The sequence below is a fragment of the Agrobacterium sp. LAD9 genome, assembly GCF_003031125.1.
Taxonomy (GTDB): Bacteria; Pseudomonadota; Alphaproteobacteria; order Rhizobiales; family Rhizobiaceae; genus Agrobacterium; species Agrobacterium radiobacter.
This window is the reverse complement of the sequence record NZ_PHGS01000025.1, coordinates 160,443-182,116: the sequence shown is the minus strand read 5'-3', so window position 1 is coordinate 182,116 and position 21,674 is coordinate 160,443. Positions and strand designations below refer to the sequence as shown.

General features: G+C 60.0%; 18 protein-coding genes. 7 read left to right on the top strand and 11 right to left on the bottom strand.

The annotated features are described in order from the left end of the window. Genes DA915_RS22355 through DA915_RS22345 form a run of 3 tightly spaced genes read left to right on the top strand, consistent with a single transcriptional unit; the run spans position 1 to position 2,928 of the window. Positions 1–1,029, top strand: coding sequence for an ABC transporter ATP-binding protein (locus DA915_RS22355; protein ID WP_107677356.1), 1,029 nt, complete (start codon positions 1–3; stop codon positions 1,027–1,029). A gap of 57 nt (positions 1,030–1,086) precedes the next feature. Further along, a complete protein-coding gene (locus DA915_RS22350; protein ID WP_026363971.1) occupies positions 1,087–1,872 on the top strand; it encodes a ThuA domain-containing protein in 786 nt (261 codons plus the stop codon). A 6-nt stretch (positions 1,873–1,878) separates the two neighbouring features. Beyond that, positions 1,879–2,928: a Gfo/Idh/MocA family protein gene (locus DA915_RS22345; RefSeq protein WP_107677355.1), complete on the top strand. Its 1,050-nt coding sequence runs from the start codon at positions 1,879–1,881 to the stop codon at positions 2,926–2,928. A 179-nt stretch (positions 2,929–3,107) separates the two neighbouring features. Here DA915_RS22345 and queE read toward each other — a convergent pair whose 3' ends face one another. From queE to DA915_RS22300, 9 genes are all read right to left on the bottom strand, one after another. Beyond that, positions 3,108–3,863 carry a 7-carboxy-7-deazaguanine synthase QueE gene (gene queE, locus DA915_RS22340; RefSeq protein ID WP_107677354.1) on the bottom strand — a complete coding sequence of 252 codons (756 nt, stop codon included), beginning with the start codon at positions 3,861–3,863 and terminating at the stop codon, positions 3,108–3,110. Continuing rightward, the gene (gene queD, locus DA915_RS22335; protein WP_107677353.1) at positions 3,860–4,216 is read right to left on the bottom strand and encodes a 6-carboxytetrahydropterin synthase QueD; all 357 of its coding nucleotides are present in this window, start codon (positions 4,214–4,216) and stop codon (positions 3,860–3,862) included. Before queD ends, queE begins: the two co-directional genes overlap by 4 nt. Beyond that, positions 4,216–4,926: a 7-cyano-7-deazaguanine synthase QueC gene (gene queC / locus DA915_RS22330; RefSeq protein ID WP_107677352.1), complete on the bottom strand. Its 711-nt coding sequence runs from the start codon at positions 4,924–4,926 to the stop codon at positions 4,216–4,218. The genes queD and queC overlap by 1 nt, the downstream gene beginning before the upstream one ends. A gap of 183 nt (positions 4,927–5,109) precedes the next feature. Then, positions 5,110–6,243 (bottom strand): Gfo/Idh/MocA family protein, encoded by a 1,134-nt coding sequence (locus tag DA915_RS22325; RefSeq protein ID WP_107677351.1) that lies wholly within the window; start codon positions 6,241–6,243, stop codon positions 5,110–5,112. Positions 6,244–6,267: 24 nt separating this feature from the next. Continuing rightward, on the bottom strand, positions 6,268–7,032 hold the full coding sequence (locus DA915_RS22320; protein ID WP_003506296.1) for a sugar phosphate isomerase/epimerase: 765 nt from the start codon (positions 7,030–7,032) through the stop codon (positions 6,268–6,270). A 57-nt stretch (positions 7,033–7,089) separates the two neighbouring features. Continuing rightward, on the bottom strand, positions 7,090–8,178 hold the full coding sequence (locus tag DA915_RS22315) for an ABC transporter ATP-binding protein (RefSeq protein WP_003506294.1): 1,089 nt from the start codon (positions 8,176–8,178) through the stop codon (positions 7,090–7,092). Between the two features lie 5 nt (positions 8,179–8,183). After that, a complete protein-coding gene (locus tag DA915_RS22310) occupies positions 8,184–9,125 on the bottom strand; it encodes a carbohydrate ABC transporter permease (protein ID WP_080864875.1) in 942 nt (313 codons plus the stop codon). Next, complete coding sequence (locus DA915_RS22305) at positions 9,118–10,020, bottom strand: carbohydrate ABC transporter permease (RefSeq protein ID WP_003506291.1); 903 nt, start codon at positions 10,018–10,020, stop codon at positions 9,118–9,120. Before DA915_RS22305 ends, DA915_RS22310 begins: the two co-directional genes overlap by 8 nt. Positions 10,021–10,164: 144 nt before the next feature. Next, positions 10,165–11,397, bottom strand: coding sequence for an ABC transporter substrate-binding protein (locus DA915_RS22300; RefSeq protein ID WP_020811968.1), 1,233 nt, complete (start codon positions 11,395–11,397; stop codon positions 10,165–10,167). 222 nt (positions 11,398–11,619) lie between these two features. Here DA915_RS22300 and DA915_RS22295 point away from each other — a divergent pair, with 222 nt between their 5' ends. Beyond that, a complete protein-coding gene (locus tag DA915_RS22295) occupies positions 11,620–12,342 on the top strand; it encodes a type II CAAX prenyl endopeptidase Rce1 family protein (protein WP_107677350.1) in 723 nt (240 codons plus the stop codon). A 65-nt stretch (positions 12,343–12,407) separates the two neighbouring features. On the opposite strand, the gene DA915_RS22290 is transcribed toward DA915_RS22295, so the two are convergent. Further along, entirely contained in the window at positions 12,408–13,838 is a 1,431-nt protein-coding gene (locus tag DA915_RS22290) for a mannose-1-phosphate guanylyltransferase/mannose-6-phosphate isomerase (protein WP_107677349.1), read from the bottom strand. Between the two features lie 282 nt (positions 13,839–14,120). Beyond that, complete coding sequence (locus tag DA915_RS22285; protein WP_107677348.1) at positions 14,121–16,550, bottom strand: glucose/quinate/shikimate family membrane-bound PQQ-dependent dehydrogenase; 2,430 nt, start codon at positions 16,548–16,550, stop codon at positions 14,121–14,123. 325 nt (positions 16,551–16,875) lie between these two features. On the opposite strand from DA915_RS22285, the gene DA915_RS22280 reads away from it, so the two are divergent. From DA915_RS22280 to DA915_RS22270, 3 genes are all read left to right on the top strand, one after another. Then, positions 16,876–17,850 (top strand): LysR family transcriptional regulator, encoded by a 975-nt coding sequence (locus DA915_RS22280; protein ID WP_065695123.1) that lies wholly within the window; start codon positions 16,876–16,878, stop codon positions 17,848–17,850. A gap of 159 nt (positions 17,851–18,009) precedes the next feature. Further along, positions 18,010–20,298, top strand: coding sequence for an NADP-dependent malic enzyme (locus DA915_RS22275; RefSeq protein ID WP_107677347.1), 2,289 nt, complete (start codon positions 18,010–18,012; stop codon positions 20,296–20,298). 308 nt (positions 20,299–20,606) lie between these two features. Then, entirely contained in the window at positions 20,607–21,446 is an 840-nt protein-coding gene (locus DA915_RS22270; protein ID WP_107677346.1) for a transporter substrate-binding domain-containing protein, read from the top strand. The last annotated feature ends 228 nt before the right edge of the window (positions 21,447–21,674 follow it).

Here is a 21,674-nt window from a genome sequence, read left to right as displayed (position 1 = left end):
ATGACCACCATTCAACTGCGCAATCTTCGCAAATCCTTCGGCGCTTTCGATGTCATCAAGGGCATCGACATGGACATCCGCTCCGGTGAATTCATGGTCTTCGTCGGCCCTTCCGGCTGCGGCAAGTCCACGCTTCTACGCCTCATCTGCGGGCTGGAGGAAATCACCGGCGGCACCCTTTCCTTTGGTGGTGAGGCGGTCAACCGCCTGCCGCCCGCCAAGCGCGGCGTCGCCATGGTCTTCCAGTCCTATGCGCTTTATCCGCACATGACCGTGTTCGAGAACATGGCCTTCGGCATGAAGCTGTCAGGCGCGGACAAGGAGCAGCGCCGCAAGCGCGTGGAAGCGGCGGCCGAGATGCTGCAACTCACGCCCTATCTGGAACGCCTGCCGAAGCAGCTTTCCGGCGGCCAGCGCCAGCGTGTCGCCATCGGCCGCGCCATCGTGCGCGATCCGAAGGTGTTCCTGTTCGATGAACCCCTATCCAACCTCGATGCCGCACTGCGCGTCGCCACCCGTTTGGAAATCGCCAAGCTGCATCGCTCGATGCATGACACGACGATGATCTATGTGACCCACGACCAGGTGGAGGCAATGACGCTGGCCGACCGTATCTGCGTTTTGCGCGATGGCCGTGTCGAACAGATCGGCACGCCGCTCGAGCTTTACGAGAGCCCGGTCAACACCTTCGTTGCCGGCTTCATCGGCTCACCGAAGATGAACATCCTCGCCGGCAAATATGCCGAGACGGAAGGTGCAACTACCATTGGCATCCGTCCCGAACACATTACCATCACCACCGATGGGAACGGATGGAGCGGCGAGATCGTCCATTCGGAAATGCTGGGATCGGACAGCTACATCTATGTCGAGATTGGTGCCGACGAACCCATCGTCGTTCGCGAGGAGGGTGTGACCGGCCGCAAGGCGGGCGAACGCATCGCCATCGTGCCGGATGCGGCACAAATCCACCGTTTCGACGCGCAAGGCCGGGCATTAGCCCGCAACCCTGCCCGGGGTGCTGCCTGAACATTCAACTTTCGCTGGGATCACCCAAGGTCCCGGCTTTCACCGAGGAGCATGAAAATGACCATCAACACCGTTGTATGGGGCGAAAATATCCACGAACACATCAATGAGACGGTGCGTTCGATCTATCCAAACGGCATGCACAACACCATTGCCGATGCGCTGAACCAGAACCCTGAGATCAACGCCACCACCGCCACGCTGCAGGAGCCGGAACACGGTCTTTCGCAGGAGCGTCTAGACAAGACCGACGTTCTCGTCTGGTGGGGCCACAAGGACCATGGCGCGGTGCAGGACGAGATCGTCGAGCGTGTCGCCAAGCGTGTCTGGGAGGGCATGGGCCTCATCGTCCTGCATTCCGGCCACTTCTCCAAGCCGTTCAAGCGGCTGATGGGCACGCCCTGCGCGCTGAAGTGGCGCGAGGCCGGTGAACGTGAGCGTCTGTGGACGATCAATCCGCGCCACCCGATCGCAGCCGGCCTGCCCGAACATTTCGAGCTGGAAAACGAAGAGATGTATGGCGAGCAGTTCTCCGTGCCGGAGCCGCTGGAAACCGTTTTCATCTCCTGGTTCCAGGGCGGTGAAGTTTTCCGCTCCGGTCTCACCTGGCGCCGCGGCGCGGGCAACATCTTCTATTTCCGCCCGGGCCACGAGACCTATCCGACCTATCACGACGCCAATGTGCAAAAGGTCATCAGCAATTCGGTGAAATGGGCCTATAATCCGGCCGGCGCACTGACGAGCATCCACGCTGCCCCCAATGTTCCCGTCGATAAGGCGCTGGAGCCGATCGAAGAACGCGGCCCCAAGCTGCACAAGGCAGGCGAAGCAGGTTACAGGTAAATAGCCATGAGACTTCTCATTCTCGGAACCGGCGGCATGGCCAACAACCATGCCACATATTTCGCGCAAATCCCGGGCGTCGAACTGGTGGCGGCGGTGGATGTGGACGATGTGGTGGTGCGGGGCTTCGCGCTCCGCCACAACATTCCGCTCTCCTTCACCTCGCTGGATGACGCAATTGCCTGGGGTGAATTCGACGCGGCGGCGAACGTCACGCCGGACGCCATCCACCACCCGACCAGCCTTAAACTGCTGGCGGCGGGCAAGCACGTCTTCTGCGAAAAGCCGCTGGCGGAAAATTACGCCAAGGCCGCCGAAATGGCCGATGCCGCCGAAAAGGCCGGCCTCGTCGCCATGGTCAACCTCACCTATCGCAATGTCGCCCCCTTGCAGGCGGCACGCGAAATGGTGCTGGCGGGCAAGATCGGCAAGGTACGCCATCTCGAAGCTTCCTATCTGCAGAGCTGGCTCGTTTCCAAGGCCTGGGGCGACTGGATGACGGAGAGCAAATGGCTGTGGCGGCTCTCCACCAAGCACGGCTCGAACGGTGTTCTCGGCGATGTCGGCATCCACATTCTCGACTTCGCCTCCTATGGCGCGGGCAGCGATGTGGAACGCATCTTCACGCGGCTGAAGACCTTCGACAAATATGAGGGCAACAAGATCGGCGTCTACGATCTCGACGCCAATGACAGCTTCACCATGACCGCCGAACTGGAAAACGGTGCCATGGGCGTCATCCATGCCAGCCGCTGGGCGACGGGGCATCTGAATGAACTCCGTCTGCGCATCCATGGCGACAAGGGTGCATTGGAAGTGATCCACACGCCTGACTATTCCAGCCTGCGGGCCTGCATTGGCGAGGATGTGGAGAAGGCAATCTGGAAGACCATCGACGTCGACCCGGTGCCGACGAATTACGAAAAATTCGCCAAGGCGGTGATGGAAGGCGGCGTTGCCGACCCCGATTTCCGCCATGCCGCGAATCTGCAGAAGGTGCTTGATCTCTCGATCATCGCCGACCGTGAACGGCGCGAGCTGGCCGTTTCGGCCTGATTTGCAGAAGAGCGGCGGCGCAAGTCGCTGCTAGGGAGGAGTGATGTTCCTCCACATCGCTCCTCCCAATCGACGTCATCCTCGGGTTCGACCCGAGGATCCGTTTCCTTCAACAGCGCGTGGATTTTCGCCTCAAGGGCGAGGATGATGGGGAAAGGCATGTGCCAATCCGCATCCCTTCAAACGCCCCGCTTATTCCCCCACAACAGCACATGCAGCTGCGGCAGAACACGAGCGGAAAACCAGCGGTCTTCGCTCACCTTGTCCACCAGCCACAACATCCGGTCCATCACACCATCGATATCCACGCGCGCGTCGTCGTCATCCGGCGGTGGCGGCGTGTGATTGCCGGGCTGGAGATAGACAGCCAGATGCGGAAAACGCGCCGATGCAGCCTTGGCGTAGGCATAATCCGCATCGTCGAACACCACGATCTTCAGTGCCACCTGCGGTCCATCGCCGGCGGCGGCAAGACAGTCTTCGAATGCCTGCCAGTCCGTCTCCATGCCGCTCGACGGTGGCTTGGGGCTGAGTACCAGATGGTCCAGATCGGCAAACCAGTCTTTCGCGGTGCTGCCCTGCGTTTCCAGCGCGAAACGATAACCCTCGCCGTGCCCCTTCGCGATCAAAGCCCCGAGCGGCTGGATGGCGGGATTGCCGCCTGAAAGCGAGACCGTCAGCGGCACGCCGCCGGAAAGCCGTCGCACCTCCTGCCAGATGGCTTCGACCGACATCGGCCGCCATGTATCACGGTAATCGCTGTCGACCGCATGTAGCGTATCGCACCAGGAGCAGCGGTAGTCGCAGCCGCCGGTGCGCACGAAAACGGTGGGCATGCCAATCAGTGGCCCCTCGCCCTGAATGGTCGGGCCAAAGATTTCGCTGATGCGGATTGCCGTTTCCTTCGCTGCAACCTTCCGTGCAGCCACCGTCATGGCCGGTATTCCGCCCAGGTCTTGGCCGTTTCGCTCACCCGCACGGCGCTGGTTTCCGGCAGGCTGAGCTTGCACCAGTCGTAAAAATGCTTCGCGAGACATTCCGCCGTCACCCGGTCATGGCCGAGAACATCGTTTAGGTGGCGATGATCGAAATGATCGTCGATATAGCGCTTCAGCGGTGCAAGCTCGTGATAGTCGCGCACGAAACCATGCTCGTTGAGTTCTTCACCCGATAGTTCGACCTCGACGATGTAATTATGCCCATGCAGACGGGCGCACTGGTGATCAGCCGGCAAGCTTTTCAGCTGGTGCGAGGCGGAGAAGTGAAACTCCTTGGTGATGCGGAACATCAGCGCACCTCCTGCGCCGCATAGGCATGGGTCGCCGCCACCCAGAAATCGGGGTCCTCGTAGTCGGTCGGGTCGGTGACACCAGCCAGATGAAAGGCCTCACGCCGTTCCACACAGGTGCCGCAGCGGCCGCAATGACGCAAGCCACCCTTATAACAGGACCATGTTTCGCCGAAGGGCGTGCCGTATTTCACGCCATCGGTAACGATCGCCGCCTTGGAGACCGTGACGTAAGGCGCAAACAGCTTGACATCGGCATAACCTTCCAGCGCATGCGCCTGCATGGCGTTGAAGCTGTCGATGAAGCCCGGCCGGCAATCGGGATAGATGAAATGGTCGCCGCCATGCACGGCGATCGCCACCGCATCCGCCTGCTGGGCGGCGGCAAGGCCGAAGGCGATGGTGAGCATGATGGCGTTGCGGTTCGGCACCACGGTGGAGCGCATGGTCTCTTCCGCATAGTGCCCATCCGGCACCGCAATGTCGTCCGTCAGCGCCGAGCCGGTGAGATGCGCGCCGATGGTGCGGATATCGATGATGTGATGCGGCACGCCGAGACGCTTTGCGCAATCTGCGGCGAAATCCAGTTCCTTCTTGTGGCGCTGGCCATAATCGAAGGAGACGAGAGCGAGAAGTTCATGTTCCGCGGCGATTTTATGCGCAAGCGAAACGGAGTCCAATCCGCCGGAGCAGATGACGATGGTTTTCATAATTTAGGATCCCTTGTTTTGACCGGGTGGGCTGCGACCGGATACGGCGCGGCTTTAAACCAAAGCGAAGGGATTGTGAAGAGCTTTAAGATGACAGCAGTAGCGCACCGGTTGCTGCCGTTGCCGCCGAAAACAAAAAAAGCGGCGGAGTCGCCTCCGCCGCCTGTATGATCGGTCGTCACATCAACGCAACAGCGCCTGCGCCTCTTCAATGCCGAGCGCTGCCGGCTGGGTGCAGGTCGTGGTCATCTCGATGAAGCGGCCTTCTTCCCCGGATTTAAGGATGGAGGTCATCACGTCGATACCGTGCAGGGAGCGATCCAGCGAGCAACGGGCATCGCGACCCTCCAGAATGGCAATCGCCATATCGGCAAGGCCTGCGGTACGGTAATTGGCACGCGGACCGTTCGGGCTTTCCTGGTTGGCGATGCCGAAGGGATGCGCCCAGTCTTCAAGCGGCTGGATATTCTTGTCGCGCCCACTCGCTTCCACCACACCACCGAAGAAGTTGGGGTCCGGCACGTAGATGGAACCTTCCGTGCCGTAAAGTTCCATATTGGCGTGGCGATGCGACCACACGTCCCAGCTCGCCGAAAGCGTGATCGTCGCACCGTTCACGAATTCCAGCAGCGCATGGATGTTGGTCGGCGTTTCGACCGGGATGATCTCACCGTTCAGCGGCTGGCTGGTTACCGTGCGGGTGGGGTTCGCCATTGACGTCAATGCACCGACACGCTTGACCGGGCCGATGAGGTTGATGAGATTGGCGACGTAATAGGGGCCGAGATCGAGGATCGGCCCGCCGCCCTTCAGGAAAAAGAAGCCCGGATTGGGGTGCCACATCTCCATGCCGGGGCTCATCACATGGCAGGTGCCTGACGTGATGCGGCCGACCTTGCCCTCGTCGATATATTGCCGGGCAAGCTGATGTGCGCCGCCGAGGAAGGTGTCCGGCGCGCAACCAACGGAGAGGTTCTTCTCCCGGGCGATACGCCGCAGTTCTTCACCCTCTTCCAGCGAAAGCACCAGCGGCTTTTCCGAATAGACGTGCTTGCCCGCTTCAAGTGCGGCTTTCGACACCGGAAAATGCGCGGCGGGAATGGTGAGGTTCACCACCACATCGATATCCTTATTGGCGAGCAGGTCCTCGATGGACTGCGCGACAACGCCGAATTCTTCCGCCCTCAGCTCCGCCGCATTGCGGTTGAGGTCGGCGCAGGCAAGCACCTTGATGCCCTTGAAGAGCGGCGCCAGCGAGAAATAAGCAGACGAGATATTGCCGCATCCGATGATGCCGACGCCAAGATCTCTGGCCATGATGAAACTCCGAAAAATTGAAACTCAATAGGTTTTGAACGATGCGATCGAGCGGGTGATGAGCCGGTCGATGTCTTTCGGGTTGTCGTGCTCGACCACGAAATGTTTCGTGGCGGATTTCGCCTTCAACGCAGCAACGAGGCCCTTCCAGTCCACTGTACCATGGCCGACATCGGCCCAGCCATCCTCATCCGCATTCTCTCCCGCAGGCGCGATATCCTTGACATGCACGGCTGTGATGCGCTTGCCGTAGCTTTCGATCCATGCGAGCGGATCGGCATTGCCTCTGATAATCCAGGCTATATCCGCTTCCCATTTCAGGTCCGGGCCGCCGGCAAAAATCTGCTCCTGCGGCGTCGAGCCATCGTCAAGCGTCTTGAACTCGAAATCGTGGTTATGCCAGCCGAAGATCAGCCCGGCATCCACGAAGGGCTTACCCGCCTCCTGCAGGCGCTTGCCGAAGGCGAACCAGCCTGCAGCATCTGTCGGGCGCTGGTCAGGCATCAGGTAAGGGCAATAGATCGCCTCCACGCCCAGAACTCTCGCGATGTTCAGCGCCTTTTTCGGATCGCCCTCAAGAAGATCGAGACCGAAATGGCCGGTTGGCATGGTCAGGCCGTTGGCATCGAGTTCGGCGCGCAGACCTTTCAGACCAGCTTCATCCAGCGACGCATACATCGCGCCGTAGCCTTCGACATGTTTATAACCCGCCGCCGAAAGCTTTTTCAGAATATCGGAAAAAGGCTGAAAATTGCGGGCGCTGTAAAGCTGGAAACCGAGTTCTGTCATTGTCTCCTCCATAGAGATCTGGGTCTTGGGATTGTGTGGGGGGAAATCGAAGCTGTTCTAGAGCCGTTCCTCGCTTTGCGCGTCGAAAAGCGAGGCCATCGTCATGTCGAGGCCGAGGCGCACCTTGGTGCCCGGTGAAAACCGCCTATGGCCGCCGACACGCACGGACATGGTATGCCCGGCATGTTTCAGCCAGATCAGATTGTCGGCGCCCATCGGCTCCTCGATATCGACGATCGCCTCGTGCACCTCACCGCCAACAATATCGGCATCGACGCGCACATGTTCCGGGCGGACACCCAAAACCACGGCACGGCCGGCGGCAAGCGGCGTCTCCGGATGATAACCGTCTAGCGCGAAAGTCACGCCATTGGTGGTGAAGACCACCTTACCGTCCTTTTCGATCAACTCGCCGCGCAGGAAATTCATCGAGGGCGAGCCGATGAAGCCGGCGACGAAGAGGTTCCGCGGTTTGTTATAGATGGTGACGGGATCGGCCAGCTGCTGGATGACACCGCTTTTCATAATGGCGATGCGATCCGCCAACGTCAGCGCCTCGATCTGGTCGTGCGTCACATAGATCATGGTGTTTTTCAGCGACTGGTGCAGCCGCTTGATTTCGACGCGCAGTTCCGAGCGCAGCTTGGCGTCGAGGTTGGAGAGCGGTTCATCGAACAGGAAGACATCCACATCCCGCACCAGCGCCCGGCCGATCGCCACGCGCTGACGCTGGCCGCCGGACAGTTCGGCAGGCTTGCGTTTCAGCAGCGGCTCGATCTGCAAGATGCCCGCCGCCCGTTTCACGCGCCGGTCGATTTCCTCTTTCGGCACCTTTGCGACCTGAAGGCCGAAGGACAGGTTTTTCTCCACCGTCATCTGCGGATAAAGCGCATAAGACTGGAACACCATGCCGATGCCGCGATCCTTCGGCTCCTCCCAGGTGACGTTGCGGTCCTTGATGAAGATCTGCCCGTCGGTCGGTTCCAGAAGGCCGGCAATGCAGTTGAGAAGGGTCGACTTGCCGCAGCCGGACGAGCCGAGCAGCACGAGGAATTCGCCGTCGTAAATATCGAGATTGAGGTCTTTCAGCACGGTGACGGCACCGAACGACAGGGAAAGATCGCGAATGGAAACGCTTTTGTTCATATAACTCAACCTTTTACTGCGCCTGCAGCAATGCCGCGGACGAAAAGCCTGCCGGAGACGAAATAGACGATCAGCGGCACGGCCCCGGTCAGAAGGGTTGCGGCCATGTTGACGTTGTATTCCTTCACGCCCTGCACGGAGTTGACGATGTTATTGAGCTGCACGGTCATCGGGTAATATTCCGGCCGCGTGAACACCACGCCGAACAGGAAGTCGTTCCAGATGCCGGTCACCTGCAGGATCATCGCCACAACGAAGATCGGCAGCGACATGGGCAGCATGATACGGAGATAGATCTGCCAGAAATTGGCGCCATCGATACGCGCCGCCTTGAACAACTCTTCCGGCAGCGAGGCGAAATAGTTGCGGAACAGCAGTGTCAGGATCGGCATGCCGAAGATGGTGTGAACGATGACGAGGCCGGTCAGCGTGCCATAGACGCCCATTTCGCGCAGCACGATAACGATCGGATAGATCATCACCTGATAGGGAATGAAGGCGCCGATGATGAGGATGGAGAAGAACAGCTCCGAACCCTTAAATTTCCAGTTCGCCATGGCGTAACCGCTGACGGAAGCGACGATGATCGAGATCACCACCGAAGGCACGAGAATGCGCACCGAGTTCCAGAATCCGCGCGAAAGCCCGTCGCAGTTCAATCCCGTGCAGGCATTGGCCCAGGCCTTCACCCAGGGCTCAAAGGTGATTTCCACCGGCGGCGCAAAGATGTTGCCCAGCCGGATTTCCGGCATGCCCTTCAGCGAGGTGACAACCATCACGTATAGCGGCAGCAGGTAATAGGCGGCGGCAACGAACAGCGTGCCGTAAAGAATGATGTTGCGGCGGGAAAAGGTTTTCCTTGGCTTCTTGCCGCGCGGGCCGGAAAGGTCCTGGGCAACCGCATCGGTTGCGGCGGCGACCGTGTTCAGTGTGCTGATATTAGCCACGCTTCTTGCCTCCGAATTCGAGGTAGGCCCATGGGATGACGATGATGGCGACGGTCAGAAGCATCATGGTCGAGGCGGCGAAGCCCTGCCCCAGGTTCTGCGCCTGAAACATGTAGTCATAGACATATTTCGCCGGCACTTCGGAGGCGATGCCCGGCCCACCGCTGGTCTGCGCCACCACCAGATCGTAAACCTTGACGATGCCGCTGGCGATGATGACGAGCGTGGTGATGAAGACGGGCCGCATCATGGGAATGATGATGAGAATATAGGTCTTCCACATCGGAATGCCGTCGACGCGTGCAGCTTTCCAGATATCCTCATCGATACCGCGAAGACCGGCGAGCATCAGGCACATGACGAGCCCCGTGCCCTGCCAGAGCGCTGCAATCAAGATGCCGTAAATGACGATCTGGGAATTATAGAGCGGATCGAAGGTGAAGCTTTCCCAACCCATCGAGCGGACCACGGACTGGATGCCGAATTCCGGGTTCAACAGCCATTGCCAGACGAGGCCGGTAACGATGAAGGACAAGGCGAAGGGATAAAGAAATATCGTGCGGAAGGTGTTTTCAAACCGGATTTTCTGGTCCATCAGCGCCGCCAGCACGAAGCCGATAACGAGGCTGAAGATCAGCGACAGCACGCCGTATATCGCGAGATTCTGGATGGACACGATCCAGCGCGGCGCGGCCCACAGCCGCTCATATTGGTCAAAACCGATGAAGCTTGCCCGCGGCAGAAGCTTGGAATTGGTGAAGGAATAAATCACCGTCCAGATCGTTCCGCCAAGGAAAATCACCATGGCGGTTAGGATCATGGGAATGGAGGCAATCTTGGAATTGAGATTGCGGAAAAGCTGGTTGGGACGCCCTGAGCGCGTTTGACCTGCCATGTTACCTCCTCCTGTAACGTTACAGTCAACGACCGAGCAAAAAGCCCCGCCGCGTGAAACCCCGACCAGTGCCAACTGTTCTGGCGCAAACCGGACGTTGGAAAGGGGAGCGGTGAATCGCTCCCCGATCCGGAGAGATCACAATCAGTCAGCCGAACCGATAATGTCCGCGAAGCGCTTCTGCCCGTCTTCTGCCGACATCGAGCCCGCGAAGAACTCCGCCATCAGGTCTTCCTTCTGTTTCTGCGTATCGGCAGAAATCAGCTGGTCGGTGCTGGTCAGCGCATTGCCTTTGGCCAGAATTGCCAGACCCTTTTTCATGCAGTCATTGGCTGCATTGAGGTCGACGTCGCCGCGGATCGGCAGCGAGCCTTTTTTCAGGTTAAAGGCAACCTGCGTTTTCGGATCAACAATGGTTGCGGCAAGAACGTCCTGCGCCTTGGTTTTCGCCTCGTCTTTCAAAACAGGGAAATAAAAGGCGTCGCCACCCGTGGTGAGGTATTCACTGAGACCCAGACCGGGAAGGCAGGAATAGTCCGTGCCGGCTTTCTGATTGGCAAGCTGGAATTCGCCCTGTGCCCAGTCGCCCATGATCTGGCCGCCGGCCTTGCCCGTTATCACCATATTCGTGGCCTGATTCCAGTCCTGAACATTGGTGCCCTTGGCCATGTCGCGGGCCTCGACGGCAGCTGCGAAAATCTTCGCCATATCAGGACCGGCTGCCGCTTCGGCATCCTTGTCGCCATAGACCTTCTGATAAAGGTCCTTGCCGCCGATCGAAAGCGTCAGCGTGTCGAACAGGCCGTTCGCCTGCCATGCCTGGCCGCCAAGCGCGAGCGGCTGGATGCCCGCCTTTTTCAGCGCCGGTGCGGCTGCGACGAATTCCGTCCAGTTCTTCGGAACCTCTACGCCCGCCTTTTTGAAGGCCGCATTGGAAAGCCACAGCCATTGCCAGGAATGGATATTGACCGGCGCGCAATAGATCTTGCCGTCGATGGTGCAGCTGTCGAGCAGGCTTGCCGGCTTGATCACATCTTTCCAGTTACCCTTTGCGGCAACATCGGAAAGATCGCGCATCAGGCCTGCCTGGACAAGCTCTTCCGCCTGCCGGCCGTGGTTGAACTGGGTGGCACCCATCGGGTCGCCACCGGTGATGCGGCTGATCATGATCGGCCGGGCCGTGCCGCCCGAACCGGCAATCGCGCCGTCCACCCATTTATTGCCGGTCGCGTCGAAAGCCTTGGCCAGTTCGGCGACGGCAGCGGCTTCGCCGCCTGATGTCCACCAATGGGTCACCTCAAGATCGGTGGCCCCGGCAATACCCGCCGGAATCATGACGCTGGCCAGAAAAGCCGCAGAAATAACACGCATTCGCATGAGTCTCCTCCCTCACTGAAACGTTGCAGTTGGAACGTATGCGAAGATTTTTGATTAGGCAACCGCCTAAAATACGAATCTCGCCACCACCGTCAGGAGGCATTTCGAACGGGCAGTAAATATGCCGAACAGCCAAGCGACGCAGGGGATTGGACCGCGTAATCCAAACGCAATGCCGGTCATTTACAGACCTCATGGTGAGGAAAACAGGCGAAAGAGACCATGAAACGCTGGCATATTCTTTTGATCATCGGACTGACCGGCGTCGCATCGCTTTTACTGGCAACGTTTGAGCAGCTTATACCGGGGCAGCAAGCTTCATTGGCTATGCGCCTGCTGATCCTCGTCCAGCCGGCAATCCTGACCGTTACAGCGGTGGCAACCGGTCAGGTTCTTGCCGCGAAACTCGGGCTTGGCGCCCCGTTGATCGATAGCTGGTTGCAGGGTGACAATACGCGCGCAGTGCTGCGAAGACAGTTGCCGCCTGCGCTTGCGGCGGGCATTGCCGTCGCCGTGTTGATGATCATCTATTCGTCGGTGATCCTGCCCCTGGTCACGGATGCGGCAACCCTGGCAAAAATGACCAGATTTGACGTCCCGCTGGCGACCCGGATTTTATATGGCGGCATCACGGAAGAGCTGCTGACCCGGTGGGGCCTGATGTCGTTTTTCGCATGGGCCCTCTGGCGCATGACAGGAAGCGGGGAAATCCGATCATCTCTTGTATGGGCTGCCATCATAATCGCCGCAGCTCTCTTCGCCGCCGGCCATCTGCCGCTTCTGTTCACGATCGCCGCTCAGCCGCAACCGGCGCTCGTCCTTGCGGTGCTGCTCGGCAACTTTATTCCCGGCCTCATCTTCGGGTGGCTATTCTGGCGTCGGGGACTGGAAGCGGCGATACTGTCCCATGGCTTTGCCCATTGCCTGAACGCGCTGGCCGCCTGAACCAAAAAAGGCGAAGCGGACTTATGTCCGCCTCGCCTTATGTTCCCTTTGCATAGGCAGTGCCCCTATTGCCTCTTGTAATCATCCTCGATGCGGATGACATCGTCCTCGCCGATATAGGCCCCGGTCTGGATTTCGACCAGTTCGAGTGGAATCTGCCCCTCATTTGCCAGCCGGTGCGGCTGGCCGATCGGGATATAAACCGACTGGTTTTCCGTCAGCAGCCGGATTTCCTCACCGATCGTGACAGTCGCGGTTCCCTTCACGACGATCCAGTGTTCCGAGCGGTGATAATGTTTCTGGAACGAAATGCGGTGGCCGGGATCGACCGTGATGTGGCCCACCCGGTAACGCTCGTCCACATACATGTGTTCGATATAACCCCAGGGGCGATAGACGCGCTTGTGGGTCTGCGTCTGTGGCGCGTGTTCGCTGTCCTTCAGCTTTTCCACCAGACCCTTCACATCCTGCACCCGGTTTTTCGGCACCACCAGAACCGCATCCTTGGTGGCCACCACCACCATGTCCTTCGCGCCCACCACCGTCGTCAGCAATTGCGTGGAGTGGATGAGGCAGCCTTCGGAATCGATGAAGACGCCGTTACCTTCCAGTGCGTTGTCGTTGCCGCGCTTGTCGGCAATCTCCCAGATCGCATCCCAGCTGCCGATATCCGACCAGCGGAAATGGCCGTGCACCACCGCCATGCGCTTGGTTTTCTCGATCACCGCGTAGTCGATCGAGTTTTTCGGCGAGGCCTCGAAGCTTGCCTGATGCAGGCGCACGAAGCCGAGGTCGCTTTCATATTGCTCGACCGCCTGCGTCACCGCGGCAAGGATCTCCGGCGCGAAGGCCTTCAGTTCGGCGATCATCACATCGGAACGGAACAGGAAGTTACCGGAGTTCCAGAGGTAACCTTTTTCCAAGTAGGAGATCGCCGTCTTCACATCCGGCTTCTCGACAAAAGCATCGACGGTGCTGAGGTCTTCCTCGCCGTCGATCGCCTCGCCCGGCTTGATATAACCGTAGGAGGTACGCGGCTCGGTCGGCACGAGGCCGAAGACGACGATATTGCCCTGATCGGCGGCTTTTGCTCCGAGCTTCACGGCATCGGAAAACTTTTGGGCATCGAGCACCACATGGTCGGCGGCAAGCGCCAGCACCAGGCATCCGGGCTCGCGGCGCTCGGCAAGCACGGCGGCGGCGGCCATCGCGGCGGCGCTGTCGCGGCGGGCGGGCTCAAGCACCACCGTTGCCGGCAGATCGATCTCTTCCGCCTGGCGGCGAGCGAAGAAACGGAAATCCTCGTTGGTGATCACCAGCGGTTCGGCATAAAGGCTCTTGTCGCCCACCCGCTGCAGCGTCTGCTGATAGGTCGAAAGATTGCCGACCAGCGGCTGGAACTGCTTGGGCAACTGATCGCGCGATACCGGCCAAAGCCGGGAACCAGCACCGCCGGCAAGAAGAACCGGCGTGATCTTTCGAGATTGTTCCTTCACAACAAAACCTTTCCAACTCTAAAAATTTCCCGGCGCGCCGGACAATATACATATTTCGAAATGCCGCCATCATCGGTTCACGGGCGGATAAGCGCAAGCTCATAAATTCGCCTTGTGAAAGCTTGGTGAACGGCGGGAGTGTTTGCCGGCAGGACCGTTTTCCTAACGCAAGGGAGGGTGCAAGGTTCCGCACGGAATGGCCTCGCACTCCGGCCAGGGGCAAAGAAAAACCCCGGGGACCATGCCCCGGGGTTCCTTTTTCAGAGTGATAAACCGCCAAGATCAATCCGGCAGCGCATAGGCGATCACATAGTCGCCGCGATCGGGCGACTGGCGCGCACCACCGGCCGAGATGACGACATATTGCTTGCCGGTCTTCGGAGACTTGTAGCTCATCGGACCGCCTTGGCTGCCGACCGGAAGGCGGGTCTTCCAGACTTCCTTGCCGGTCGCCGTATCGAAGGCGCGCAGATAATAATCCTGCGTGCCGGCGATGAAGACGAGACCGCCCTGTGTGGCAAGCGTGCCGCCAAGCGTCGGCATGCCGATCGGGATCGGCAGGCCCATCTTGATGCCGAGCGGCCCGGTATCCTCGACCGTACCCACAGGTACCTGCCACTTGATCTTCTGGGTCTTCATGTCGATCGCGGTCATCGTGCCATAGGGCGGAGCCTGGCAGGGAATGCCGAGAGCCGAAAGGAAACGGTTCTTGTCGACGGCATAGGGCGTACCCTTCATAGGCACGAGGCCCATGCCGGTATTGACGCTTTCGCCGCCGCTTGCCGTTGCCTTGCTGGGTGCGGCTTCCTTCATCTGAATCCAGAGGCCGAGGCGCATGTCATTGACGAAAATGGTGTTCGTCGTCGGGTCAGTCGAAAGACCGCCCCAGTTCATGCCGCCGAGCGAACCCGGGAATGACAAGGAGAGGTCCGTACCCGGCGCCGTATAAAGCCCCTCGTAGCGCATTCCCTTGAAGGCAATACGGCAAAGAAGCTGGTCAAACGGAGTGGCGCCCCACATATCCGCTTCCGTCAGGGTCTGCGCACCGATCTCGGGCATGCCGACCGAGCGCGGCTGTGTCGGCGCATAGGGCTCGTTCGGAATATTGGCGGGTTTGACCGGAACTTCTTCAACCTTCGTCAGCGGCTGGCCGGTCGCCCGGTCGAGAACATAGATCTGCGCCGCCTTGGTGCCGAAGACCAGTGCCGGAACAGTCGTTCCATCCGCTTTTGGGAAATCGATGAAGCTTGGCTGCATCGGCACGTCGAAGTCCCAGAGGTCGTTATGAACCGTCTGATAGACCCATTTTTCCCGGCCGGTAGTGGCATCGAGCGCCAGCATCGAAGCACCATATTTATGGTCGAGCGGCGTGCGCGTCGCGCCATACAAGTCCACCGAAGGGCTGCCGACCGGCATGAAGACCGTGTTCAGCTCCGGATCGTAAGACATGGACGCCCAGACGTTGGGCGTGGAACGCGTGTAGGTCTGCCCTTCGGGCGGCAGTCCGGTGATCTCGGGGTTGCCGGGATCGAAGGCCCAGCGGAGCGCGCCGGTCACCACATCGAAACCGCGCATGACACCACCAGGCATATCCACCTGTACGTTGTCGGCGATACGGCCGCCGACAACGACGGTCGTTCCCGCCAGTGTAGGCGCCGAGGTCAGCACATATTGCGGGTCCGGCGCATTGCCGAGACCGATCTTCAGATCGACACGGCCATTGTTGCCGAAGTCAGGGCAAAACGCGCCGGTGTCGGCATCAAGCGCAATCAGTTCCGCATTGATGGTGTTCATCAGAATACGGCGCTGGCAAAGCGCGCCTTCGGCAACCACCGCCGGCGTGACAGGCGTTGAGCCCGGTGCGGTCGGCTGCTTCAGCGGCGCCTTGGCATCGAAATAGGCAAGACCGCGGCAGCGCATCCAGACGGAGGATTTCGCGTTGATTTCCGTCTTCCATTTCTCAGCGCCGGTATCGGCATCGAGAGCGATGACATTGTTGTGCGGCGTGCAAAGGAACACGGTGTCGCCAACCTGCAGCGGCGTTTCCTGATCTTCCGCACCATTCGCGCCGGGGCTGATCGGAGTGTCGCCGGTATGGTAAGTCCATGCGACTTCGAGGTTCTTGACGTTGTCACGGGTGATTTCGTCGAGCGCGACAAAGCGGCTGCCGCCGGACGTATTGCCGTAATGCTCCCAGTTCTTCTGCTCGGTTTCCGGGGTTACCGGCGTCAGCGCGGCCGCCTCACCATTGAAGGCGACGGTCGGATGCGGCACGAACATGCCGGCAAAACCTGCACCGGAAGCGATGGCGAGAATGGCGGCAATGGCAAAGGAAGTGCCATATGCCGGGGCCTTGCCTGCCGCACGGCGCAAAAGCGGATAGGAGAGCGCAACGACCGTGGCGCCGACACCTATCGCCAGAAGGCGGGAAATGAGCGGCCAGAAGTGCAATCCGGCTTCCCACACCGCCCAGGCGCCGGTGAGGACGACGACAAGGCCGAAGAGAAGCGCGCCGGCAGGCTTGCGCAACAGGATGAGCAGGCCGGAGACGATCAACGCGATGCCCGCCGCAATGAAGTAAAGGCTGCCGCCGAGGGCCGCGAGCTGGCCGCCGCCAATGGCGAAGAACAGGCCTGCGGCAATGATGACCGCGCCGAGCACCAACAGCCATAATCTGGCTGGGAGCGATAGTGAAGTTGCTGGATTACCCATGAAAGAATGTCCGGTTAGAAGAGCCGCCAAAAAGGCTGAAGCCCGATGATCGTTCAGTGTCCGGCAAAGCCGGGACAGTTCGCGGCCATTGCGGCCAGGCGAAGATGCGCCGGAGGCGGCGCGGCTGAACGGGGAACAATGGTGGGGAAGACTTCCGTCGTGACTGTCATTTTGACCCATTCACTGCAGGTGACCGCCGGCCCCATGGACGGCGGACAAGGTGCTTGAACAAATCCTCCCCGGTTCGTATCGCCAATGCCCGCATAAGCGGCAAAGACGACCGAAACACTGGCTGCGGTATAACGTCGCCTGCGACAAGATGACAATGCGCAAGACGGGCAATTTTGATAAGCTATACTTATACCACACCAAGCCCGACAACACAAAGACCTGTCCGCCGATGGATATTCGCCAACTCACAATATTCGTGGAAGCCGCAAGGGCCAGAAACTTTCGCGCCGCCGCCCTGCAGCTCGGCATCGCCCAGCCTGCTGTGACCCAGCGTATCCGGCAGCTGGAGGAAAATCTGGGCTTCAAGCTCTTTCACCGCATCAATCGCGGTGTGGAACTCACGCCTGCCGGCCAATCCATGCTCATCGAGGCGGAAGAAATCCTTGCCCGCACCAAAGGCGCGCTGGAAAAGGCGCAGCAGATCAGGCGCGGCCAGCTCGGCACGCTGCGCATCGGTTACGGCACCAGTGTCATGGCGGAACGCAAACTGCCGGCGCTGATTACCCGCTATGGCGACGAACACCCTGATGTGACGCTTGAACTGTTGCCCGGCATGACGATGGAGCAGCTGATCGAGCAGGTGGCGACCCGCAAGACCGATGTTGCCTTCATTCGCGCGCCCCTTCCCTCGCTGCCGCAGACCTTGCGCGCCATGCCCTTCGATCGTTCGAAACTTTGCGTCGCCTTGCCGGAACGGCACGCACTCGCCCACCGCTCGCGGATTTCGGTCGGCGATATCGTGCGCGAAAAACTGCTGTTGCCGGTTGACGAGATTGGCCTTGGCCTCAGCAGCAGCGCGCTTTCGCTTTTTGAGGATGCCGGCTGCACGCCGGAAATCGGCATGCGTATCGCCAACGTCAATACGATCCTCGCACTCGTGGAGGCGGGTGCGGGCATTTCCATCCTGCCGGAAACCACCGTGCGTTCCGCAAGGGGCATTGCCGGCGTGCCACTGGAGAGCGCGGATGCGTGGTCCGATTGTGTGCTGGTCGTCAGGCGCGGCGCCCTCGCCCTGCATGTCGAAGCCTTCGTGAACATGGCCCGTCAGGCCTATCGGCCGAGCCTCTGACACGAAAGACAGGAATTAATCGATTGAATCGGCCGCAAATTTCATCACGCTTAAATTTGCTGCACTGAACAACATTCAAGGCTTGGCAGGCGCGCGAAAAATACAATAACAACGGCGGATATTTTTACACTATTATCGACAGGAAAGCACGCTCAGCCCATGTCCGACACGACGAAACCCGCCAGCACAAGAACATCGGTTACGGATCAGGAAGCCCTGGATTTCCACGCGGAAGGCAGACCCGGGAAACTGGAAATCACCCCGACCAAACCGATGGCGACGCAGCGGGATCTGTCGCTTGCCTATTCGCCTGGCGTTGCCGTGCCGGTGAAAGCCATCGCCGAAAATCCGGCGACCGCTTACGACTACACCACGCGCGGCAACATGGTGGCGGTCATCTCCAACGGCACCGCCATCCTCGGTCTCGGTAATCTCGGCGCGCTCGCCTCCAAGCCGGTCATGGAGGGCAAGTCCGTTCTCTTCAAGCGCTTCGCCGACGTCGACTCCATCGATCTCGAGGTTGACACCGAAGACGCTGATGAATTTATCAATTGCGTGCGTTACCTCGGCCCCTCCTTCGGCGGCATCAATCTGGAAGACATCAAGGCGCCGGAATGTTTCATCATCGAAAGCCGCCTGCGCGAGCTGATGGATATTCCTGTTTTCCATGACGACCAGCACGGCACCGCCATCATCGCCGCCGCCGGCCTCATCAACGCCATCGAACTGACCGGGCGTGACTTCAAGACCACGAAGCTCGTCTGCAACGGCGCGGGTGCTGCGGCAATCGCCTGCATGGACCTCATCAAGGCGATGGGGTTCAACCCTGAAAACATCACGCTCTGCGATACCAAGGGCGTGATCTACCAGGGTCGCACCGAAGGCATGAACCAGTGGAAATCCGCGCACGCGGTAAAAACCAACAACCGCACGCTGGCCGAAGCCATGAAGGGTGCGGATGTGGTGTTCGGCCTGTCGCAGAAGGGCGCTTTCAGCGAAGAGATGATCCGCTCCATGGCGCCGAAGCCGATCATTTTCGCCATGGCCAACCCGGATCCGGAAATCACGCCGGAAGAAGTCTCGCGCATTCGCGACGACGCCATCATGGCGACCGGCCGTTCGGATTACCCGAACCAGGTCAACAATGTCCTCGGCTTTCCCTATATCTTCCGCGGCGCACTCGATGTTCGCGCCAGCCAGATCAACGACGCGATGAAGATCGCCGCTGCACAGGCGCTCGCCGATCTGGCCCGCGAAGACGTGCCTGATGATGTGGCCGCCGCCTATCAGGGCAACCGTCCGCGTTTCGGATCGCAATATATCATTCCGGTTCCCTTCGATCCGCGCCTGATCTCGGCCATTCCGGTGGCCGTGGCGAAGGCCGCCATCGAAACCGGCGTCGCCCGCCGGGAGCTGCCCGATCTCGACGCCTATGCCCGCGAGCTTTCCGCCCGCCGCGACCCGATGGCATCGACCACGCAGCGCCTTTACGAGCGCGTGCGCCGCTCGCCGAAGCGCGTCGTCTTTGCGGAGGCAGAGGAAGAACAGGTCATGCGCGCGGCGATTTCGTTTACCGCGCAGGGGCTTGGCACCGCCATCCTGCTCGGCCGCGACGACATCATCAAGGCCAACGCGGAACGCGCCGGCATCGATCTCGACCGCGCCAATATCGAGATCACCAACGCCCGCCTCTCCACCCGTGTCGATGCCTATGTCGATTATCTCTATGCGCGGCTGCAACGCGGCGGCTTCCTGCTGCGCGACGTGCAGCGTCTGGTCCACAATGACCGCAACCATTTCGCCGCCTGCATGGTGGCGATGGGCGATGCGGACGCGGTAGTAACAGGCGTTACCCGCAACTATTCGACGGCGCTCGAGGATATCCGCCGCTGCATCAACACCAAGCCCGGCCACCGCGTCATCGGCGTTTCGCTGGTCGTTTCGCGCAACCGCACCGTCTTCGTGGCCGATACCGCCGTGCACGACATGCCGAATGCGGAGGACCTTGCCGACATCGCCGAAGAAGCAGCCCACCTTGCGCGCCGTTTCGGCTACGAGCCGCGCGTTGCCATGCTCGCCTATTCCACCTTCGGCCAGCCGACCGGCGAGCGCTCAGACAAAGTGCGCGAGGCCGTGAAAATCCTCGACAAGCGCAATGTCAATTTCGAGGTCGATGGCGAAATGTCGGCGGATGTGGCGCTCAACCATCATCGCATGCAGAGCCAGTATCCCTTCGCGCGCCTTTCCGGCCCCGCCAATGTGCTGGTCATGCCCGCCATCCATTCCGCCTCCATCTCCACCAAGATGCTGCAGGAACTGGGCGGCGCGACCGTCATCGGCCCGCTTCTCGTCGGCCTCGACAAGTCGGTGCAGATCACCTCGATGGGCGCGAAGGACAGCGATATCGTCAACATGGCGGCAATCGCGGCCTATAACGCCGGTCGTTGAGACAGGCTGGGACGTTGCAGCACGTTTCTTCTCCCCGGCGGGGAGAAGAAACAAGCCGGATGCGCTCGCTCCGCATATGGCCATCCGGTCCTCAGCAACATCCGGATTACTCTCCCGCCCCTCATGGAGGGACACGAAGCGGCGAGACAAAGAACAGGATTCTACGATTTCCGGTTATTAGGATATTTTTTCCGCTGAAAGACTTTCTTGGAACCGGTTTCTATTCATAGTATTTTTTGCGCAATGCCAATTCTCGCTCTTGGCGGGTGCCTCATGTAGTTTCCACCTACAATCAAAAGGAAATACCCATGGCCCTCTCTTTCTCCAGATTTGCCGCAAAACTCATCGCCGGAACCGTCGTCATCGCTTCGATGGCAACCGCCGCTCACGCGGATGCAACGCTCGACCGGATCAAGGGCCGCGGCAAGCTCACTGTCGGCGTCATTCTCTCCGGCGCGCCTTTCGGCTTTATCGATCCGAAGACGCAGGAGCAGAAGGGTCTCAACATCGACGTCGCCAAGGCGCTGGCTGCCGGTCTCGGCGTCGAGCTGGTGACTGAGACCGTGACGCCGCCCAACCGCGTGCAGTTCCTGCAGCAGGGCAAGGTCGATATTCTGATCGCCAACATGCAGTACACCGAAGAGCGCGCCAAAACGCTCGATTATGTGCCCACCCCCTATGACCGCCAGGGCGGCGCCGCAATCGGCCGCAAGGACAGTGGCATCAGGGACTGGCCGGACCTGAAGGGCAAGATCGCCTGCGTTTCGCAAGGTTCCAACTACACGCAGCCGCTGATCGAACAATATGGCGCACAGGTAAAGGCGCTGCCGAGCCAGCCGGAATCGCTTCTGGCGCTGAAGGGCGGCAATTGCGACGTTTCCGTGCACGTCAACGGTACGCTGAGCCTGATGCTTCAGGACCGCGCCGACGAGTGGAAAGATTACGGCATCCTGATCCCGACCGACCTCATCCCGTCGGATTCTGTCATCTGGCTGCGCAAGGGCGAGGCCGACACGCAGGCCGCTCTCGACAAGATTGTCAAGGAACTGCACGCTTCCGGCAAGATGATCGAATTCGCCAAGGCCAACCGCCTGCCCAGCATCGGTTATATGGAAGAGCAGAAGAAGAAGCTCTCCGCCGCGCAATAAGGACCGGGGCAACCCCGCTCGGGTCTGGGTCCAGCGCGATCAAGTCCTTGACCACGAGAGTCTCCTTCGCGGCGCGGACGTGCCGCGGCTGGATGCCGGATCATCCCCGTGCTTGTTCCGGGGACCGGCATGACGGAAAGGGCGGCGGCTATCATCGCCATTTCCCCCAACCATCAAGAACGGCCGGTTTCGCCTGCCGTTCTTTTCTGCTTTATAACAAGGCAGGCC